This is a genomic window from Actinoplanes sp. NPDC049316 (assembly GCF_040677315.1).
In the GTDB taxonomy this organism is placed as follows: Bacteria; Actinomycetota; Actinomycetes; order Mycobacteriales; family Micromonosporaceae; genus Actinoplanes.
In genome coordinates, this window is sequence record NZ_JBFAQM010000030.1 from 59,266 (window position 1) to 77,476 (window position 18,211).

An 18,211-nucleotide genomic window follows, 5' to 3' on the forward strand; every position below is an offset into this window, starting at 1 on the left:
CCTTCGCGCACCCACTCCTGCGCCCAGCGACTACTTCATGGGGGAAACAGCATGGCAATCACAGGATGGATCCATCCCACGCGCGACCTGCGTGACGAGCGGCCAGCGGTCAACGCGATGGCCGTCGCGCTCACCGCCGGGGCGTTACGCCGCGACGTCGTCCGGCTGGCCCGGCGCACCGCGTTCGCTCACCTCGGACTGAACGGCGGCTACGCCGACTGGCGACATCCCGAACACCCCGACCCGGACCTGGCCCTGGTCATCGACGGGCAGTTGACCAACCGCGGTCACCTCGACGAGCAGTTGTACGGCGGACCGAGACCGTTGTCGGGTGACGCCGAAGTGCTGCTGCATGCCTACCGGGCATGGGGAGCCGGCCTGGTCGACCGGATCGACGGCGCGTACGCCATTGCCGTCTGGGACAACCTGACCCGGCAGCTCATGCTGATCCGCGACCCTCTCGGCGCCCGTACCCTGTACTTCTCGCTGATCGACGGCGGGATCGTCTTCGCGACTCGAGCCACCGCGCTGCTGGCCCATCCGGCGGTCAAGCCAGTCGTCGACGCCGATGGTCTCAACGAACTACTCACCCTCGGCCCGGTGCGCACCCCCGGTCATGGCGTCATCGCCGGAGTGGCCGAGGTCCTGCCCGCCGAACTCATCCAGGCCGGTCCGACTGGGCTGCGACGGCGCCGCTACTGGTACCTCGAAGCAGATGACCCTCGCCACAACGCCGACACCGCCGTACAGGTCGTGCGTCGAGCTCTGGCCGAGACGACCGCGGCGCACCGCACCCGGCCGGCGAGCGCGGTGCTCCTGTCCGGGGGCGTCGCGTCGGCCACCGCCGCCGCATATGCCGCCGGAACGCGCGGACACCGGCCCGCCGCCTGGACCCTGGCCCTCACCGGCCCATCGGGCCTGTCACCCGACGCCGGGGCCGACGTGGCGCAGGCCGAGCGCACCGCCGAGCACCTGCGCCTGCGGCACCACGTGCTCGCCCTCGACACCGACACCCTCCTCGACGCCGCGCACGCCGCGAACGAGGCCCTCGATTTTCCTGGCGAAGCCGGTGCGGATGCCGTGCTGTTCGCGGGGCTTCGGCGGATCGCCGCCGCGGGCAGCACCAGCGTCGTGACCGGTGACGGCGCGAACGCGGTGTTCGGCGGCTACGGGTGGCAGCACGACCCGCTCACCCTGGCTACCGACGACTTCCCCTGGCCCGGCGTCGGCGAGCCCGCGGATCTGCTGAACGCCGACGCCCGTCGCCATCTCATGGCCGGGGTGTATCGCCGGCACCGCTACGAGCAGGCCACCCTCGGCGTGCCGCACCTGACCGGCGCGGACGCACTCGCGCGACGGCGACGCACGATGGCGTACCTGACCCTCACCCGGTACGTGCCGCACCTGCTGACCCGTCTCGGCCGGCTCGCCGACACCGTCGGCGTGACTGTGCGTACCCCGTTCGCCGACTGGCTGCTCGCGGCCTACCTGTTCAACACGCCGACGGGCCTGCGGCACCTGCTCGGCATCCCGAACGGGTTGCTGCGCCACGCCGTCGCGGGCCTGCTGCCGCCCGAGACCACGTGGCTTCGGCCCCGCGCATTTCCCAGCGCCGACCTGCTCGACGGATGGCAGCAAACCCGGACCGATCAGCTGCGCGCCGTCCTCGACGACCGCGAGGCGCCGCTGCGCCCGCTGCTGGACCGCAACCGCGTCACCGACCTGCTCGCCCCGCCTACCGGCCCGACGGGCGACCGCGCGGCGGCCACCGCCGCGTACCTCGTCGACGTCAACGCCTGGCTGCAGCGCCACCACATCTCGCTCACCTGAGCCACCACCGACCCCTCCCGATTCCTCCTACCGGAGCACGCGATGAGACTCGACCCGTTCAGCGGCCCCTACAGCCGCGACCCCGCCACCACCTGGCGGCGCATCAACGCCACCGCCCGATCCATCAGCTACGACGACGACCTCGAGATGTGGCTGATCGCGGGGCACGACAACGTGCGCACCGTACTGTCGGACACCGCCCGGTTCAGCAACGCCGCCACCCTGGCGCCGATCACCGCGCTCACCGCCGACGCCGCCGACATCCTGGCCGGCCTCGACGCCCCGGCGGTGGCCGTTGCCGCGGATCGCCCGCAGCACCTGCGCACCCGAGCGATCCTGCGGGCGTTGATGCCCGCCACCGCGGTCCGCGCCGAACAGCAGTGGGGGCCACTGGTCGCGGCCCGCACCAATGACCTGATCGTTGACATGAAGGTCACGGAGCCGGCCGACCTGATGCACTTCGCGGTGCAGCTGCCGCTGCTGGTCATCCACGATGTCCTCGGCCTGCCGACTACCGCTGCCCCACAGGTTCGCGCGTGGACCGACGACTTCGCCGAACTGGTCTGGGGCAACCCGAGTCCCGAAGCGCAGATCGCCCAGGCGTACTCCAGCGTTACGTTGTGGCGGTACTGCGCCGACATCGTCAACGGCCGCGCCGACCGCGGCGATTACGGCCCCGGTCTGATCGGTGAGCTCCTGCGCTACCGCAACAACGACGACAGCAACCTCACCATCGCCGAGGTCGCCGCCCTCGCGCTCAACATCGTCGGTGCCGGTTGGATCACCACCGCGGGGGCCCTCGGCAATGCCCTCGCCCACGCCTTGGCCGATCCTGGCCGGTGGGCGCAGCTGGCCGACAACGAGCACTACCTCAACCTGCACGTCGAGGAAGCCCTGCGGCATAGCCCCGCCATCGACGGCTGGCTGCGCCTGACCACCACCGACGTCACCCTCGACGGTGTCACCATCCCGACTGGCGGCCGCTGCCTGGTCCTGATCGGCGCCGCGAACCACGACCCCGCCGTCTACGCCGAACCGGACGTCTTCGATCCCCGCCGCGGCCGCGCCGGACAACACCTCGCCTTCGGAGCCGGCCCGCACTACTGCATCGGCGCCGCCCTGGCCCGCCTCGAACTCACCACTGCGCTACGCGCCCTGGCCGGCCGGCTGCCGGATCTCGCCGTGGCCGACGGATTCCGGCAGCAGTTCAAGACCAGCGCGGCCCTACGGCAGCTCACCCGCTTGCCCGTTCGGCAGCAACCGCCAGGCCGGTGCCCGATCGCGCACGGCACCACCGCGGGGCCGCGGTCATGACCGGACGCGGATTGACCGATACCCGCCCGGCCGGTTCCGTTATCCGGTCTCCGCGCGCCGCACAGGCGATGAACGCACGCCTGCGCGCTGTGGAGACGCGGCTGGCCGCCGCCGCCCCTACGAACATCGGGTTTCCCGCCGCCCGCGACATCGACTACGGGCCGCTGGCGCCCCTGCTGGGCCATCTGCTCAACAACCTCGGCGACCCGCGCGTCGACCCGCTGTACCCGGGTCATGTGCACGATCTGGAACGTGAGGTGCTCGACTTCACTGCTGAGTTGTTCCGCGCCCCGCCCGGTTGGAGCGGCTACCTCACCAGCGGCGGCACCGAAGGCAACCTGTACGGCCTGTGGCTGGGCCGCACCAAACTTCCCAACGCCGTCGCCTACTACTCCAGCGCCGCGCACTACAGCGTGCCCAAGGCCTGCCACCTGCTCGGCCTACCCGCCGTCGAAGTCGCCACAACGGCTACCGGGCAGATTGACTACACCGACTTGACCCGCCAAGCCGGACGGCACCGCAGCCGGCCGGCGATCGTCGTGGCCACCATCGGCACCACCATGACCGAGGCCGTCGACGACGTCATCCACGTCCACAACGCCCTCGACGTCGCCGGTATCCGGCACCGCTACGTGCACAGCGATGCCGCCCTCGCCGGAGTCCCGCTCGCCACCACCAGCAACCGGCCCGCATTCGACTTGGCCGAGGGCGCCGACAGCATCAGCGTGTCCGGGCACAAGTTCTTCGGCACCCCTGTGGTCTGCGGGATCGTCGTGACCCGCCGCGGACCCGACGAACTCGGCCCTGCGGTGCCGTACCTCGACACCCACGACACCACCATCAGCGGATCCCGCAATGGTCTCGCCGCGGCGATGCTGTGGCACGCCATGGATTCCCTCGGCGAGGCCGGGCACACCGCCCGGGCGCGTCGAGCCCGCGACGTCGCCGCCTATGCCGTCCAGCAGCTGCACAACATCGGCTGGCCGGCGTGGCGCAACCCCCTGTCGTTCACCGTGCTCCTGCGGCAACTCCCCGCCGACATGGCGACCACCTGGCCGCTGCCGACTCAAGACGGCTGGTCCCACATCATCTGCATGCCCGGCATAGAGACGAAGCACATCGACCATCTCGTCGAAACGATAGCCGCGCACGGTGGCTATCCGCACGAATAGAACCGAAAGGTCAAGAGGTCCTCAAAGGAAAGCGCAGCAATGGCGATACGGCAACGCTATCCAAGCGTCAATGTTCCGCCGAAAAAGTCCTACCGGCCCCAGTGCGCGTACTGCTGGCGGAGAATCATCAGGTCCCGCTCACACTGTGCTCGCTCATCCTCGTCCGGCGCAAGGTCAACAAGGGCACTGAACGATTTACTCGCACGGTCGAAATCGGCACGCTTTTTGTCGCGTTCGAGGCGTGTAACCAGCAAGGGTCCAAGTAGTTTGTGTGCCCGCCGGATCCCGGGACCGGTGACCCGCGGATGGTGCAGAGCCCGCTCAGCCAGATCAATGGCGTCATCCAGGTCAGACACCGCTTTCGAAGGCATGAACCTGCTTCGCGCGGCGGTGACCCCGGCAAGGTCGAGTAGCCTCGTCGCGTATGCAGGGTCGTCGCTTGGCGTGTAGTCGAGCAGCCGCACGAAAACGGCGACGACGCTGTCCGCCAGTGCTGGATCCTGCGTCTTCAGCCAGTGGGCGCGAACGGCTGAGGCGTGGCCTTGCAAGGCGCGTAGCAGGGCGGCCGGCTCATCCGTCTCGGCGCCGCGCGCGATGGCGTCGTCGACCTCTTGGCGTAGCTGAGGTGCGACATTGCCGCCGTTGATCGCGTACATCCACACGGCGAGCGCGACGTAGGCGTGTGTGTCCTCCGGGCTGGCCAGTCCGGAGGCGCGTAGCCGGTGCACCGCGATCACATCGGCTAGAACGCCGATCGGTAGTGCCGCGCCCTGACGGCGCTGCAGCAGCAGGGCATCGAGTGCCTGCGAAGTGTCGACGAGTGCTTCGCCTTCAAATGCGAGAGCTGCGTCCTGGCGGTCGACGTAGTCCTGTACGCGGCGGCGCAGCCGCGCCTCGACAGGGGAAGAAGCGAGTCGACGCCGCCAGATGGGCACCGGCCGAGACTAACCCTCGGCGGCAAGCGGGCCAAACGCTATCGCCGGTGCGGCCGGGTTAGCCAAGGACAGGGCGGGACAGCTCCGGACAACTGCCATCGCCAGAACAGCCACGGCAAGGTAGATGGCGTGACCGATCCGCCTTCACGCAATAAGTCGGGCGATCGGGCGACGAGCGATGGATATGCGTCCGAGGGGGGCGTCGATCGTCGTCTCGGGCAGTGATTCACCGATGCGCTAATGAACGTTGTCGGGCGAATTCCCCGTCCTGCTCGGGTCACCAGCCGGTTGCTATCGGCTGCCTTCGCTGACCACGTGCGATTGCCCCCATCAATCGCACGTGGTCAGCAAACAAACGTGCCGAAACTCGAACCCATTCGAAGGGGGCTGATGGTGCTCGCTATCGCTGCGTCGGATGCGCCACCAGCTCAGGTGCTGGCGGCTGCGGGCGATTCCGCGTCACTGCCGAGCGGCCCGGAATGGTCGGCCTACCCAGCGCCGGCTGACCCGCCCGGCTACAAGCCGCCGGTGGAGCAGCCGCTGGTCGTGCGCGCGCGTGCCGTGCCCAGCGAGTTCGGCCCCGCGGACATCGCGGAGCGGGCTTGGCTACGCGCCGCTGCGTTGCGTCCTGCCGCGTTGATCGCGGTGTCGTCCGCCGACGGCGGCGTCGGCCGCTCCACCCTGGTCGCCGCGCTCGGTGAGGTGCTCGCTCTTGCGGTGCCGGGACCGGTCGTCGCCGTCGACATGCACCCTGTGCCCTGGGGTGGGCTCGGCGAACGCGTCGGCCGCTCCAACGCCGGGACTATGTGGGACGCGGTTCGCGACCTGCATACCTTGACCAGCCGCCACGAGGTCGAGCGGTGGACCCAGCGCAACCCTTCGGGGCTGCTGGCCTTGGTCGGGGAAACCGAAGGGCAGGGCCGGCGCCCGCCACGTCACGACGAAGCCGCCGCGGTCGTCGAGGCGGTGCGCCGGCTCTATCCGCTGACGATCTGCGACGTCATGCCCGCCCTGATCACAGGCGTCTGGCGCACTCTGGCCGCCGCGTACGCGCCGGTGCTGGTCGCTCGAGCGACCACCGACAGCCTGCACCACACGATGCGGCTGCTCACCCACCTGCGCGCTGCGGGAAACAGCGCGGTGGTCGACCGGGCAGTGCTGGCCGTTGTCGCCGCCTCTCCGGTCACCGACCGCACGGTGCGCGCCGTCCTGCAGCAGGCAGCCACGGTCGTGCCCGCCGTCGTCTCGATCCCTTACGACCCTCAGCTCGCCCGGCCCGAGCCGGTCGACGCGCGGCGCCTGAAGAAGCAGACACGGACCGCGCTGGTGCAGCTGGCCGATGCCGTTGTCGCGCGGTGCGCCGATCCCCGGGTCGCTCTACCCGTCGCCGCCCGAAAGGAGCGCGCCCGATGATTTCCACGCTGACTGCTTGGCTCGCCGTGCGGCTTCCCGCCGAAGCCCAGCACCTGTTGGCAGCACCCGGGCCGACGCCGACGCCGTCGAACGGCCCCGGCGGGTTCGATTGGGACCGCGTCCACCCTGACGGCTCGGCGATCCCCAAGTCCGGGATCTTCTACACGATCATGAACGCCGTCATGTGGCTCGGCGGCGTGGCCGCGTTCTGCGGCCTGGTCGCCGGCGCCATCGCGTTCGGCGTCGGCCCGATCTTCGGCGCTCACATCGTCTCTGATCGCGGCAAGAGCATGATGTGGCGCAACGGCTTGGTCGCGATCATCGTCGGCTCGGCGACCGCCATCATCGCCGGGCTGCTGGTGCTGTGACCGCGGCCATGCACAGGACCGAGGCTGCAGCCGCGCCGGACGGGTCGAAGCATCCCGTCTCCCGCCGGGCGGCCTTCGCGCGCGGGCTGCTCCTGCTCGCTGCCTGCCTGGCGATGCTGCTCGGTGGTGCAGTCCGCGCCGAGGCGGCGCCCGCCCCGAGCCCCACACCGTCGAGCCCGGTCGTGGGCGCGGCTTGCGCGGCGAAAGCACCGGGGTCGGTCGCCTGGTGCATGCCGTGGGCCGTGCACGTCGACAAGCCCACCGAGCAGGGCCGCTCGCATTGGGTCACGCAGTGCAGTAAAGCGATTAGCGACGCCGACAAAGAGTCCTGCGCTGCTGCGTCCATCACGTTGAGAGGCAATCCGCGCGACGGGACCGCGTCAGTGCTGATGGACGGGCCCAGCACCGGCGCCGGACCTAAGGGCCTGATCAACTGCGCGGCCCAGCTTCCGATCGGCTACAACCTCAACTCCCATACCGAGCCGGCCTACGAGCTGAAGTACAACCTCTGCCAGCAGCAAGTTTCCGTGTTGGCGGCCCAGATGTACGACCCGGACCCGAAACCGCCGGACTGCCCGGTCGCCGACGTCAGCTGCAAGGTCCAGCGCAACGCCGCGGAGGCGCTCGAGTCCGGTGTGCGCTCGGGCATCCAAGGGCTCGTCGACGCGGCCGTGCAGGGCGTGGTGTTCCTGCTGTCCAAGCTGGCCACCCTGGTCTTCAAGGTCACCGCTATCTCATCGCCGGACGCGGCGTTCTACTCCACCTACAACTCCCTCGCCGGCGTGATGATCGGGCTGATCTTCGTCTTCTTCGTGATCTCCACGATCATCAACGGGCTGCGCACCACCGCCGGACCCAGCCCGGTCGCGTCGCTCGGCGGCCTCGTCCGGGCCGTCCTCGGTGTCACCTTCGCCGGCGGTCTGGCCTACACGATCGTCGCGGCGTGGGACCAGGCCACCAACGCGGTCATCGACGCGAACGCGCGTACCCCGTACGACCCGTCAGCGCTGGTGACCAGCTTCAGCAACCTCACCGGTGGCGCCGGGACGATGATCATCGCGCTGTTGCTGGCGGTGCTGGCCACGATCGGCCTGCTCCTGCTGTTCGTGATCATGCTGTTCCGCGGTTTGCTGGCCACTGGCGCCGCGCTGTTCGGCGCGGTCGCGATGTCCGGTCAGGCCATGCACGAGACCCGGCACTGGGGACGTCGCTGGTTCTGGACGGTCAACGCGCTGGGCTCGTCGAAGTTCTTCATCGCCGAGCTGTGGATCTACGGCTCCCGGGCCGCGTACGGGTCGGACGACCTGATGAACGCGCTGCGCGGGGTGCTGCTGATCTGGCTGATGGTGGTCGCGCCCTGGATTCTGCTGCGGCTGACGACGCTGTGGGACGGCTACCTGTCCGACGTCAACGCCCACGGCATCCTGTCCACCGCCGGGGGCCCGCTGCAGCTGGGCGCCGACCTGGTCGACGGGTTCCGCGCCGGTGCCGCCGACGCCAGCGGCGGCGGAAGTCCGGGCTCCGGTGCCGCCGGCGTCATGAACGAGAACGCGGCGAGCGTGCCGACCAGCCCGGTCGAGTCTGCCGAGGGCGCCGCCGGTATCGGTGCCGGCACCGGCCGGCAGGTGGGTGACGCCGCGTCGACCGGCGCCGACGGTGGGCAGGTCGGCGAAACCGCCAACGACCCGGGCAGCGAGGAGCAGGCCCAGGGCGGGGGCGCTGAGACTCCGAACGGCGACGAAGCCGACGGCATCCAGTCGGGAGCGAACAGCGCGCAGCACGACGTGGCGTCCGGGCAGCTCACCGCCCCGGGAGATGCCACTGGCTCGCAAGGGTCGCTGCCGGTCACCCCGGGCGGGGCGCAGACCGCCGACCCGACCGGTGGCGTCACCGGCGACCTCACCGGCGCGAGCGGCCGATCGGGCGACAACGCCGATACCTCCGCGATGCCCGACGCGACCGGCGCGACGTCTCCCGCAGCGTCGGGCGCCTCGTCGGCCGGTGAGCCGTCCGCGTCCGGCCCGGCAGCGGGATCGGACGCCGCGCCGCAGCAGAACTCGTCAACCGACGGCGAGCAGTCCGGCGGTCGCTCGGGCGCGGCAGCCAGTGGCGATGGTGCTGCCGCCGCCGCATCCGAAGTGCCCATCGTGCCGATCTAGCCCCTGACCTCGACGGAAGTGAAGACATGAAATTCCAGTTTCCGCCGCGCTCGACGCGCGGAGCCGTCCTCGGGTTCGCGTGGTCGCAGATCGCCCTGGTCATGGCCGGTGTCATCGCCGCCGTCGTGGCCCTCAACCTGCTGGTCGCCGGGCAACGCGGTGCGGCGATCGCCGCCATGGCGGGCTGCGTGCTGCTGGTGACGCTCGGGCTCCTGCGGTTCAAGGGCCGGCGGGTGACCGAGTGGGCGCCGGTCGTGGCCGGAGCTCTGCTGCAGCGCCGGACCGGGCAGAGCGACTACCGCGGCGGCCCGTATGCGCCGAACAGCGTCGAGCGGTGGATGGATCTGCCCGGCCCGGCCGCCGCCTATGTGTGGCTGCCGGCGACCGCCGCCGACGGCACCACGCAGATCGGGTTGCTGCATCACCGCCGCGAGAAGACGGTGACCGCCGCTCTGACCTGCTACGGCACCAACCTCATCCTCGCCGACCGCGATGTTCAGGCGCAGCGGCTGACCGACTGGGCGCAGCTGCTCAACATCCTCGGCAGTGAGTACGCCGACGCCGGCCTGATCCGCTGGTCAGTGACCTCCCGCGCAGTGCCGGACACCGGCAACGCCGCCCAGCGATACCTGGTGAACCGGGCCGTCGACACCAGCAGCGACGCCTACCGATCGCTGGCGCAGCTGACCGCGGCGGCGGCGCCGGCAGCGCAGCGCCACGAGATCTACCTGTCGGTGGTGTTCGACATCGCCCGGCTCTCGGGCGAGATCGCCCAGGCCGGTGGGACGGACGCGGCGATCGCCGCGGTGGTGCTGGACCGGCTGACCGGTATCGAGTCCGCCGTCCTCGAGGCAGGGATCACCACCGGCGGCTGGCTGTCCCCGCGCGCCTACGCCGCCGTCATCCGTACGCAGTTCGACCCCGACGATCAGGAAGTCGTCGACCTGCGCGCCAGCACCTCACCGACCGGCGACGACGGGCCGACGGCGGCGGGAGTTGAACCGCGGCTGGCCGGGCCGGTCGCTGCCCGCACCGTCGGCTGGACGACCTACCAGCACGACTCGGCATTTTCCCGCACGCTGTGGGTGGCGCAGATGCCGCGGCAGCAAGTGGCGGCGACGTGGCTGAGCCCGCTCTACATGCGCACCACCTGCCGCCGCACCGTCACCCTGGTCGCCCAGCCCGTCCCGGCCGCGGTGGCGCAGCTGGCCACCCGCCGCGAGAAGGTGTCCCGCGCCGGAGACGAGGTCACCAAACGCAAACTGCGGCTGGTCCGGACCGCGCGGGAGGACGACGAGGCCCGCGCGGTCGAGCAGATCGACCGGGAGCAGGCCGCCGGGCACGTGCGGTACCGGTACGCGCTGCTGGTCACCGTCACCGCGCCCACCCTGCCTGACCTCGACCGGGATGTCCGCTCGGTCAAACGGATCCTCTCGCGCGCCGGGTGCGAGGCCATCGTCCTTGCCGGGGAACAAGACCAGGCGTTCGCCGCCGGAGCCCTGCCGCTGGCACGCGGATTGAAGCCCGCCCGGGGGTGGTCCGCGTGAGCCGCCGAGTCCTGCGCCGCGAAGGATCGCTAGCCGACCGCATCGAGCAGCGGGCCGCCGCCCGCGACCTCGCCCACGCGCAGGCCGCCCTGGAGCGCGAACAGCAGGCCGTGGCCCGGCAGGAGGACCGGCTGCTCGGCCCCGTCCCCGTCGGCCCACGCGGTGCCTACGGCCGCGCGGCCGGGCGGGTGTTCTGGCAGATGCAACTTCCACCGCTGACCACCACCTCCGCCCAGCTGTGCAGTGTGTACCCATTCGTGTCCGATCCGGGCCTGCCCGTCGACGGACCGCTGATCGGCCTCGAGGTGTACTCCCGTAGCGCGTTCACCTTCAGCCTGCACGAGCTGTACCGGGCGAAAGTCATCACCGCCCCGAACATGGTCGTCACCGGCGAGATCGGCTCGGCGAAGTCGTCGTTGCTCAAGACCCTGGCGTTTAGGGGGATCCCGTTCGGGACCCGGTTCTACGGCACCGACTACAAGGGTGAGTACGAACAGCTCGCCGCCGCCGCGGGCATCGCACCGGTGCGGATCGGCCCCGGCCTGGGCGTCATCATGAACCCCTTGGCTGGGATCCGCCGCTACCCGCAGCAGACCGAGGCCCAGTGGCGGCAGCTGCAGCGCTCACGCCGGCTGCTGCTGCTCGAAGGACTCCTCGAAATTCAGCTCGGCGGGCCATTGCAGGAAGCCGAACGCTCGCTGCTGGAGTACGCCGTCGACGCGGTCACCCGCGAACACGACGCCTCCGCCGGCCGGCTGGCCACCCCCACCCTGTCCGCAGTGCTCGCCGCGACCGGCGACCCCGCGCTGTGGCAGCACCGCCTCGACCAACTCGCCTACCCCATCGACACGTTCGTCACCGACTCCCGCCGCGTCCGGCTGGCCCTCGAACGTCTGATCAGCGGGGCGCTGGGTGGGGTGTTCGACGGCCCGGTCGAATCCAACGCGCGCCTGGACTTCACCCAGCCCGGCGCGATCCTGGACCTGCGCACCATCCGCGCCTCGGACCAGATGACCGCGATGGCGATGACCTGCGCCCAGTCCTGGCTCGAGACCGAACTCTCCGCGCCCGACGCCCCGCCGCGGGTGTGCTTCTACGACGAGTTCGCGCTCATCGCCCGCCACCTGCCGCTGATCCGCCGCATGCGCGAACAGCTGAAACTGGCCCGAGCGCTGGGCATCGCCAACGTCCTGGCGTTCCACCGCTTCAGTGACCTGGCCGCGTCCGGCTCGGCCGACTCCGAACAGGTCCGCATCGCCCGCGGCCTGATCGAGGACTCCGGCGTGCGCGTCTCCTACCGCCAAGCCACCGGCAGCCTGGAACAGGCCCGCGAATTTCTTGGCACCTCCGACGTCGAAACCGACCTGATGCGCTACCTGCGCCAAGGCGTCGGCCTGTGGAAGATCGGCACCCGCTCCTTCGTCGTCAAACACCAGCTGTCCCGGGTCGAGACGGCGATGGTGCACACCGACAGCCGCATGGAAACCGACGAGCCGGCCGCCCCGGTCGACGACTATGACGCCCGCTTGGCCGCCGCCACCGACGGGACGGCGGCGTGATGGCCCGCCCGCCGCTGTCCTCACCCGGGCACCGCCCACCCCGCCAAGGCCGGGCCCGCGCCGACATCCTCGGCCGGCTCATCCTGCTCGTGTTGTTCGTCGTGATTGCCGTAGTCGGCGTTGTGTCGCTGTGGGCGGCTGGTCAGCTGTCCGCTCTGCTTGCCCACCATCGGTGGGCGGACGCCACGATCGGGCAGACCCCCGGGATCGTGGTGCGCCTGACCGCGCACCTGAGCCGCCCCGCCGATGCGTGGCCGGCCACCGCCCGCGCGGTCATCGGGGGGCCTTGGTTGCTGTATCCGCTGTGGGCCCTCACGTTCTTCGGCACCCTAGCCGGGATCGGCGCCCCGGCACTGCACCTGGCCAAGACCCGGATGCGGCGTAGCGGCTTCGCCACCAACGCTGACCTGCACCGGACGCTGACCGCTGACGCGGTCCGCAAGCGGGTCGACGTCGTGCGTCCCGGCCTGACCGTTCTCGACTCCGACGACGCACTCACCCACGCGACCAAGACCGCCCGCCGGCAGGACCCGCTCGAGGTCGCCCGGTTCCTGGGCAACGACGCCACCAGCGGCCGGCCGTTGTACCTGGCCAACGAATACACCCTGCTCGCCGCCGCGGTGCCCCGTTTCGGCAACAAGACCACCCGCTACGTCATCCCCGCGGTCGCCGACGCCCGCGGCGCGGTCCTCACGACCTCCACCCGCCTGGACGTCGCGGAGATCACCTACGACCGGCGGGCTGCGATCGGCCCCACGCACATCTTCGAGCCCCAAGGTGAGATCCGCGGCGTGCCCCGCATGGCGTGGTCGCCGATCGAAGGCGCCGATGACCAGATCGTCGCCATGCTCCGAGCCAACGGCTTCGCGGCCGGGTCGGGCATCGGCGACGAGAGCGTGGAAAACGGCAAATGGTTCCGCGACCAGGCCGCCACCATCCTGCGCGGCCTGCTGCACGCCGCTGCCCTGGACGAACACGCCACCATGCTCGACGTCCTCGCCTGGTCCCAGAACCCGGCCAACTCCCGACCGGAACGGATCCTGCGGGCGCACGGCGTCGACTCCTGGGCCGACCGGCTGGCCCGGCACCGCGAAACCAGCGGCCGGGCCCGCGACACCATCCAAACCGTCGTCGCCGGCGCCCTCGACGCCTTCAATGACCCCCGCGTCCTGACCGCGTGCTCACCGCCGCGCGGCACGCAGTTCAAGCCCATCGACTGGCTGCGCGAGTCCGGCACCATCTACCTGGTCGGCACCCGTGACGCCCAGGCCCTGATCGCGCCGCTGCTTGCCGCGCTGAGCGAGGACATCCTCTACCAGGCCAAACGTCTCGCTCTGACCGCGCCGGGCGGGCGGATCGAACCGACGCTGTACTTCATCGGCGACGAGATCACCAACATCGCACCGCTACCCAGCCTGCCCAGCCTGATGAACGAGGGCGGCGGCTCCGGCATCGCCGTCAGCATTTTCGCCCAAAACCTGCACCAGCTGCGCGAACGATGGGGCGACAAGGGCGGGCGGGCCATCGCCGACTCCGCCAGCGCCCGGCTGCTCATCGGCGGTAGCAGCGACGTCACCGGCATGCGCGACGCCCAAGCGTTGGCCGGGCAGGTCACCGATATCTCCTCCAGCCACTCCTGGGGAAGCGGCCGGGCCACGGTCAACGAAAGCACCCGTCGCGAGAACCTGCTCGACCTGGCTGACCTGCGCACCCTGCCCGAGGGGCGCGCGCTGGCCCTGGTCGGCAACCTGCCCCCGGTCGAGCTCACGGTACCGGCGTGGTGGGAACGCCGCGACGCCGGCGAGCTGGCCGCCGGACGTGACGCCTTCCGCAAACGCCTGGCCGAGGCGGCGTGATGGACGCCTTCGACTTTCAGCTGCCCGACGACCCGCCAGCGGACATGGTCGCGGTCGCTCAGCTCGCCGCCACCGTCGCCCGGCTCGCCGAGGCCGTCGACACCCTGCACCAGCAGCACCTCACGCTGGCCGACACCGTCACCCGCGGCGGCGGCCAAAGTGTGGGGCCGCGCAAGGCCCCGCCCAGCATTCCGTGGCCGCTGCGCTGGGCCGAGCTCGACCGCGACGGCGCCGCGCAGGCGTGGGCATGGCTGATCGACTGGGTCGACTGGGCCGTCGGCCGCTACCAGCTGGCCGAAGAAATCCCCGCCTGCTGGTACCAGCACCCGCCGATGATCGAGGAACTGACTGGGCTCGCCGCCGCCTGGCACACCGCATACGACGACACGGCACCCGCGGACGGGCCGCTGCTGTGGCACGAACGCTTCGCCCGCGCCCGCCTGCGGCTGCGCGACTGGGACGATTACACCCGCTGCCGCAACGGCACCCACACCGACCGGCACCTCGACCTCGCCTGGCCCGACGCCTGGCGTGAAGACGCCGTGCAGGCCGCGAACGCCGATCTCGCCGACCGGCCGACTGCCGGACCGGGCGGCAGCCCGCAGGAGGCGACGCCATGACCATGCCCGCCGAAGTCACCTCGGACGCCGCCTGGGACCGCCTCAACACCGTCCTGCGGGCCATGTACGGCGACATCGACGGCCTTTACCAGCGCATCACCGACCCCGAAACCGACGAACAAACACCGCAGCCAGAGGAGACCGAACCCGTGAGTGACCTGGACGCCGAATACGACGCCGAAGCCAACGACCGCGCCGCCGAATACGCCGATGAGGAACGCGAGCGCCTCGACGCCGAGACCGACGGCCGTCTCGACGGCGACTACGACACCGACGTCTACGACGACCCCGGCCTGGAGGACTGATGCCCGGCCACGCCCTCGCCCACGACGGTGACCTCGCGAACGATGCGGCCACCAACTGCATGGCCGGCGGCGACTACCTGAGCTACCTCGACATCCTTCGGGCGCTCGACGGCCAAGGCGCCGCCGTCAACAGCGCGCTGCTCGAGGCACACACCGCCTATACCAGCGAGCAGCGGCAGACCGCGCTGACCACTCTGCACAGCCGGCTGCGTGACATGGCTGCCACCGCCAACGACGCCCTGGGCAACTGGCCTGTGAAGGGTGAGGAATCGGCATGATCCCCCAGCGAGTGACCCTCGTCTGCCGGCTCGCCGCTGCCGTGGCGGCGGGCGGCAGTCGATGCTGACGCCGTCACCATGACCGAGCCCACCCCGCTGGCTGATCCTGGTGTCGCGTCGTCAGCAGTCGCTGCCCGTACACCCGGCGGCGGCCATGAGTAGCCGCGTTGTCGCCCTGGTGGTGGGCGCCTTCCTGCTCGTCGGCTGCTGCCTCGCCGGGCCCTTGCTGCTGCTGACCACCGTCAACGACGAGTGCGCCCCCGCACCCGTGGTATCGGCTGCCAGCAGCCAGCCCGCCGGGCTCTGGGACGCCGAGCAACTGGCCAACGCGCGCACGATCCTCAGCGTCGGCGCCGAACGGCGCATCCCGGCTCGCGGCCAGATCATCGCGCTCGCAACCGCCATGCAAGAGTCCAGGCTGCGCAACCTCCCCGGCGGGGACCGCGATTCGGTCGGCCTGTTCCAGCAACGGCCCAGCCAAGGCTGGGGCACCCCGGCCCAGATCGGCGACCCCGTCTACGCCGCAGGCAAGTTCTACGACAAACTCGCGACTATCCGCGGGTGGCAGACCATGCCGCTCACCGAGGCCGCGCAAGCCGTCCAAGGCTCCGCCCTGCCCAACGCGTACGCGAAGTGGGAAGACGACGCCACCGCTCTGAGCCAGCAGCTCGGCGTCCCGGTCGGCAGCGCAACCGACTGCTCAGCCGCCAACGCCGCGATGGCGCAACCGGTCAGTCGCAACCCCGATGGCTCCTGGCCCGACGAGGGCTGCGCCATCCGGCCCGACCCGACCACCGGCTCGGGCTGCCTGACACCACGCACCTTGCACCTCGTGCAACAGGCCGAAGCGGCTGGGTTCCCGAAGCCGGGCTGCTACCGCGTCGACGATCACGGCGAACATCCCAAGGGTCGCGCCTGCGACTTCATGATGACCTCCGGCGGCGAAGCGTCCGGAGCTCAGAAAGCCCGCGGCGACGCCATGGCCGTATGGGCGGTCGCCAACGCCGATCGCCTCGGCATTAAGTACGTCATCTGGTTCCGCCGCATCTGGACCCGATCCGAAGGCTGGCACGCCTACAACAACCCCTTCGGGGGCGACGACCCAAGCGGATGGCACACCAACCACGTCCACATCAGCGTCGAGTGATTCTGAGTAGATTTCAATTAGGAGGACTGATTTTAGGTGTCAAGCTCTTCGTTTTCCCGATCATCGTCTGCGAATACATCTGCTAGCGTCAGCATATTCTTGCGCATGTAACGATCAATGCCGATGGTCATTGCCGACAGGGCGGCGTTTGTGTTTCTCAGTGTCGGCTCTTGTGGTGCGCCGAGCTCCTGCGCGCACCAGGCCCACCCCCGATCGGTTAGTTCAAGAAGCAAGCTAAGGCCGCTCTTGCGTACGTTGATAAAACCGAGCTTAGTGAGGGCATCACGATCCCATTTAAGGATGGTGAGTCCGTAACGCTCTCGTAGCTCCCGGCTGCTGACTGGCCGTCCGCCGATAGACATCAGCGTTAGTAAAGCCATGCGCTGTCCCGCTGGGAGCAGTGGGTTCCTAGGACCTATGGAAGCCGACTGGGCTGCGGTACTTGGAGCAGTCACCGGAGCCTGGTGCTGCGAAGGGTTGACAATGGGCCGAGTCGATTGGCGGGCTCTGGCGCAGATGGCACTCAGGGGATCCAAGGCCGTCGCGTCCAGTCGTTGCCCGTCCGGAATGACGATCTTCCAGCCATTCGAAGTCAGACTCACGCGCCGCGCCTCGATGTGGCCCCAGTATGCGACTTTGTCATCGACGTCGACCAGAACAAGCAGGACCGGCAGCTCGTACCCTAACCAGTAGTCGAGGTGGTCGCGGATTCCCCGGTAAATCCACCCGTCGGGTGCCCGCTCACGAAAAAAGGATGACCCACTCTTGATCTGCACCCCCATCAAACGGCCTGTCGCCCTGTCGCCGGCGCGCTGCTCGATGATCGCATCGATGCCAACGTCACTGACCGGCAGCTCTCGGAAGATCCATTGGAGGTGTTCATGCACGAACTGGTCGACGAGGGCGACGCCCAGGCGCGCTGTCAGCTGGCGTTGATCAAAGTGCACCAATGCAATGTCCTCCAGAACGCCTGACGCGGAAAACTTCAGCTCGATCTGCGGAGCTGCTCCTGTTTCGTGATCAAGGCCAATATCGTGATTGATCGACGCCGGAATAGGAATATCCGGCGAGTGGCTGCGGGCCACCTGGAGAGGTCGTGCAGCTATAGCAAAGTCTTCTTATGCTGCTGCGGAGGCCGAGCACTCGGCCCAACGAGGGCCATTCACGTCCCTAGCCAGCATATTTTACTTGGCTTTTCGGGGTGCGAGACCGGTTTCGACCTCGTAGTCCAATGGACTGCTCCAATGGCTTTCCCGGCGGCTGAGCGGGCGCTCGTCGAGCATCGTAATCGACCAATCTCGTGGGGTCTCCATGAGCAAGTGGGGGGAGTGACTGACGATTGCGACCTGTGCATGCTCCGCCGTCTCTTGAAGTCGCTCGAGGGCTTGAACCTGCCAGGATGGAACATAGTTGTCGAGGAATTCATCGAGGAGCAGGATTGTTGGTTCGACACGTGCATGGTGCCTTGCATGAAAACCTGCGATTTCCATAATGATTAGCGACCTGTGTCCCGAAGCTATTCCATCATTCTCGGAGTATTTCCAGCTTCGCCCATGGATATCCAGCGTCCAACTTACCTGTGTGCCATCGAGCTGGACGTCATTGATTATGCGACTGTTGGAAGGTAGGAGGCTCAGCGTCGATCTCATTGCAGAGACGCTCAGGTCGAACATCTGAGAAAGTTCGACTATATTGTCAATTTGAATAT

General features: G+C 69.3%; 16 protein-coding genes. 13 read left to right on the forward strand and 3 right to left on the reverse strand.

Translation table 11 applies throughout. The annotated features are described in order from the left end of the window. Positions 1-51 precede the first annotated feature (51 nt). The 3 genes from AB0K03_RS33225 (at position 52) to AB0K03_RS33235 (ending at position 4,316) form a co-directional block, all read left to right on the forward strand. Positions 52-1,830 (forward strand): asparagine synthase-related protein, encoded by a 1,779-nt coding sequence (locus AB0K03_RS33225; RefSeq protein WP_364693271.1) that lies wholly within the window; start codon positions 52-54, stop codon positions 1,828-1,830. Between the two features lie 42 nt (positions 1,831-1,872). Then, positions 1,873-3,144 (forward strand): cytochrome P450, encoded by a 1,272-nt coding sequence (locus AB0K03_RS33230; protein WP_364693274.1) that lies wholly within the window; start codon positions 1,873-1,875, stop codon positions 3,142-3,144. A gap of 68 nt (positions 3,145-3,212) precedes the next feature. Continuing rightward, positions 3,213-4,316 carry a histidine decarboxylase gene (locus tag AB0K03_RS33235; RefSeq protein ID WP_364693277.1) on the forward strand — a complete coding sequence of 368 codons (1,104 nt, stop codon included), beginning with the start codon at positions 3,213-3,215 and terminating at the stop codon, positions 4,314-4,316. Between the two features lie 89 nt (positions 4,317-4,405). Here AB0K03_RS33235 and AB0K03_RS33240 read toward each other — a convergent pair whose 3' ends face one another. Next, positions 4,406-5,251, reverse strand: coding sequence for a hypothetical protein (locus AB0K03_RS33240; RefSeq protein WP_364693280.1), 846 nt, complete (start codon positions 5,249-5,251; stop codon positions 4,406-4,408). 357 nt (positions 5,252-5,608) lie between these two features. On the opposite strand from AB0K03_RS33240, the gene AB0K03_RS33245 reads away from it, so the two are divergent. The 10 genes from AB0K03_RS33245 to AB0K03_RS33290 all read left to right on the forward strand — a co-directional run bounded on the left by AB0K03_RS33245 (position 5,609) and on the right by AB0K03_RS33290 (position 16,503). Continuing rightward, entirely contained in the window at positions 5,609-6,664 is a 1,056-nt protein-coding gene (locus tag AB0K03_RS33245; protein ID WP_364693283.1) for a hypothetical protein, read from the forward strand. Beyond that, positions 6,661-7,032 carry a hypothetical protein gene (locus AB0K03_RS33250; RefSeq protein ID WP_364693286.1) on the forward strand — a complete coding sequence of 124 codons (372 nt, stop codon included), beginning with the start codon at positions 6,661-6,663 and terminating at the stop codon, positions 7,030-7,032. The genes AB0K03_RS33245 and AB0K03_RS33250 overlap by 4 nt, the downstream gene beginning before the upstream one ends. Before the next feature lie 8 nt (positions 7,033-7,040). Next, a complete protein-coding gene (locus AB0K03_RS33255) occupies positions 7,041-9,191 on the forward strand; it encodes a hypothetical protein (protein ID WP_364693289.1) in 2,151 nt (716 codons plus the stop codon). Between the two features lie 26 nt (positions 9,192-9,217). After that, the gene (locus AB0K03_RS33260; protein WP_364693291.1) at positions 9,218-10,738 is read left to right on the forward strand and encodes an SCO6880 family protein; all 1,521 of its coding nucleotides are present in this window, start codon (positions 9,218-9,220) and stop codon (positions 10,736-10,738) included. Next, the gene (locus tag AB0K03_RS33265) at positions 10,735-12,297 is read left to right on the forward strand and encodes a hypothetical protein (protein ID WP_364693293.1); all 1,563 of its coding nucleotides are present in this window, start codon (positions 10,735-10,737) and stop codon (positions 12,295-12,297) included. Before AB0K03_RS33260 ends, AB0K03_RS33265 begins: the two co-directional genes overlap by 4 nt. Continuing rightward, positions 12,297-14,153 carry a TraM recognition domain-containing protein gene (locus AB0K03_RS33270; protein WP_364693295.1) on the forward strand — a complete coding sequence of 619 codons (1,857 nt, stop codon included), beginning with the start codon at positions 12,297-12,299 and terminating at the stop codon, positions 14,151-14,153. Before AB0K03_RS33265 ends, AB0K03_RS33270 begins: the two co-directional genes overlap by 1 nt. Next, positions 14,153-14,773 (forward strand): hypothetical protein, encoded by a 621-nt coding sequence (locus AB0K03_RS33275; protein WP_364693298.1) that lies wholly within the window; start codon positions 14,153-14,155, stop codon positions 14,771-14,773. Before AB0K03_RS33270 ends, AB0K03_RS33275 begins: the two co-directional genes overlap by 1 nt. Next, on the forward strand, positions 14,770-15,078 hold the full coding sequence (locus AB0K03_RS33280; protein ID WP_364693300.1) for a hypothetical protein: 309 nt from the start codon (positions 14,770-14,772) through the stop codon (positions 15,076-15,078). The genes AB0K03_RS33275 and AB0K03_RS33280 overlap by 4 nt, the downstream gene beginning before the upstream one ends. Then, complete coding sequence (locus tag AB0K03_RS33285; RefSeq protein WP_364693303.1) at positions 15,078-15,356, forward strand: hypothetical protein; 279 nt, start codon at positions 15,078-15,080, stop codon at positions 15,354-15,356. The genes AB0K03_RS33280 and AB0K03_RS33285 overlap by 1 nt, the downstream gene beginning before the upstream one ends. Positions 15,357-15,465: 109 nt before the next feature. After that, positions 15,466-16,503 carry a hypothetical protein gene (locus AB0K03_RS33290; RefSeq protein WP_364693305.1) on the forward strand — a complete coding sequence of 346 codons (1,038 nt, stop codon included), beginning with the start codon at positions 15,466-15,468 and terminating at the stop codon, positions 16,501-16,503. A gap of 32 nt (positions 16,504-16,535) precedes the next feature. Here the strand turns inward: AB0K03_RS33290 and AB0K03_RS33295 are convergent, their stop codons facing one another. Together AB0K03_RS33295 and AB0K03_RS33300 are read right to left on the reverse strand one after the other, a co-directional pair. Further along, positions 16,536-17,588 (reverse strand): DUF4365 domain-containing protein, encoded by a 1,053-nt coding sequence (locus AB0K03_RS33295; RefSeq protein WP_364693308.1) that lies wholly within the window; start codon positions 17,586-17,588, stop codon positions 16,536-16,538. A 99-nt stretch (positions 17,589-17,687) separates the two neighbouring features. Beyond that, entirely contained in the window at positions 17,688-18,176 is a 489-nt protein-coding gene (locus AB0K03_RS33300; protein WP_364693311.1) for a hypothetical protein, read from the reverse strand. Positions 18,177-18,211: the final 35 nt, after the last annotated feature.

Coding starts and splice junctions, on each gene's coding strand:
- AB0K03_RS33225 (WP_364693271.1), top strand. CDS start 52: ATGGCAATCACAGGATGGATCCATCCCACGCGCGACCTGCGTGACGAG.
- AB0K03_RS33255 (WP_364693289.1), top strand. CDS start 7,041: ATGCACAGGACCGAGGCTGCAGCCGCGCCGGACGGGTCGAAGCATCCC.
- AB0K03_RS33230 (WP_364693274.1), top strand. CDS start 1,873: ATGAGACTCGACCCGTTCAGCGGCCCCTACAGCCGCGACCCCGCCACC.
- AB0K03_RS33300 (WP_364693311.1), bottom strand. CDS start 18,176: ATGTTCGACCTGAGCGTCTCTGCAATGAGATCGACGCTGAGCCTCCTA.
- AB0K03_RS33270 (WP_364693295.1), top strand. CDS start 12,297: ATGGCCCGCCCGCCGCTGTCCTCACCCGGGCACCGCCCACCCCGCCAA.
- AB0K03_RS33280 (WP_364693300.1), top strand. CDS start 14,770: ATGACCATGCCCGCCGAAGTCACCTCGGACGCCGCCTGGGACCGCCTC.
- AB0K03_RS33250 (WP_364693286.1), top strand. CDS start 6,661: ATGATTTCCACGCTGACTGCTTGGCTCGCCGTGCGGCTTCCCGCCGAA.
- AB0K03_RS33285 (WP_364693303.1), top strand. CDS start 15,078: ATGCCCGGCCACGCCCTCGCCCACGACGGTGACCTCGCGAACGATGCG.
- AB0K03_RS33260 (WP_364693291.1), top strand. CDS start 9,218: ATGAAATTCCAGTTTCCGCCGCGCTCGACGCGCGGAGCCGTCCTCGGG.
- AB0K03_RS33235 (WP_364693277.1), top strand. CDS start 3,213: ATGAACGCACGCCTGCGCGCTGTGGAGACGCGGCTGGCCGCCGCCGCC.
- AB0K03_RS33275 (WP_364693298.1), top strand. CDS start 14,153: ATGGACGCCTTCGACTTTCAGCTGCCCGACGACCCGCCAGCGGACATG.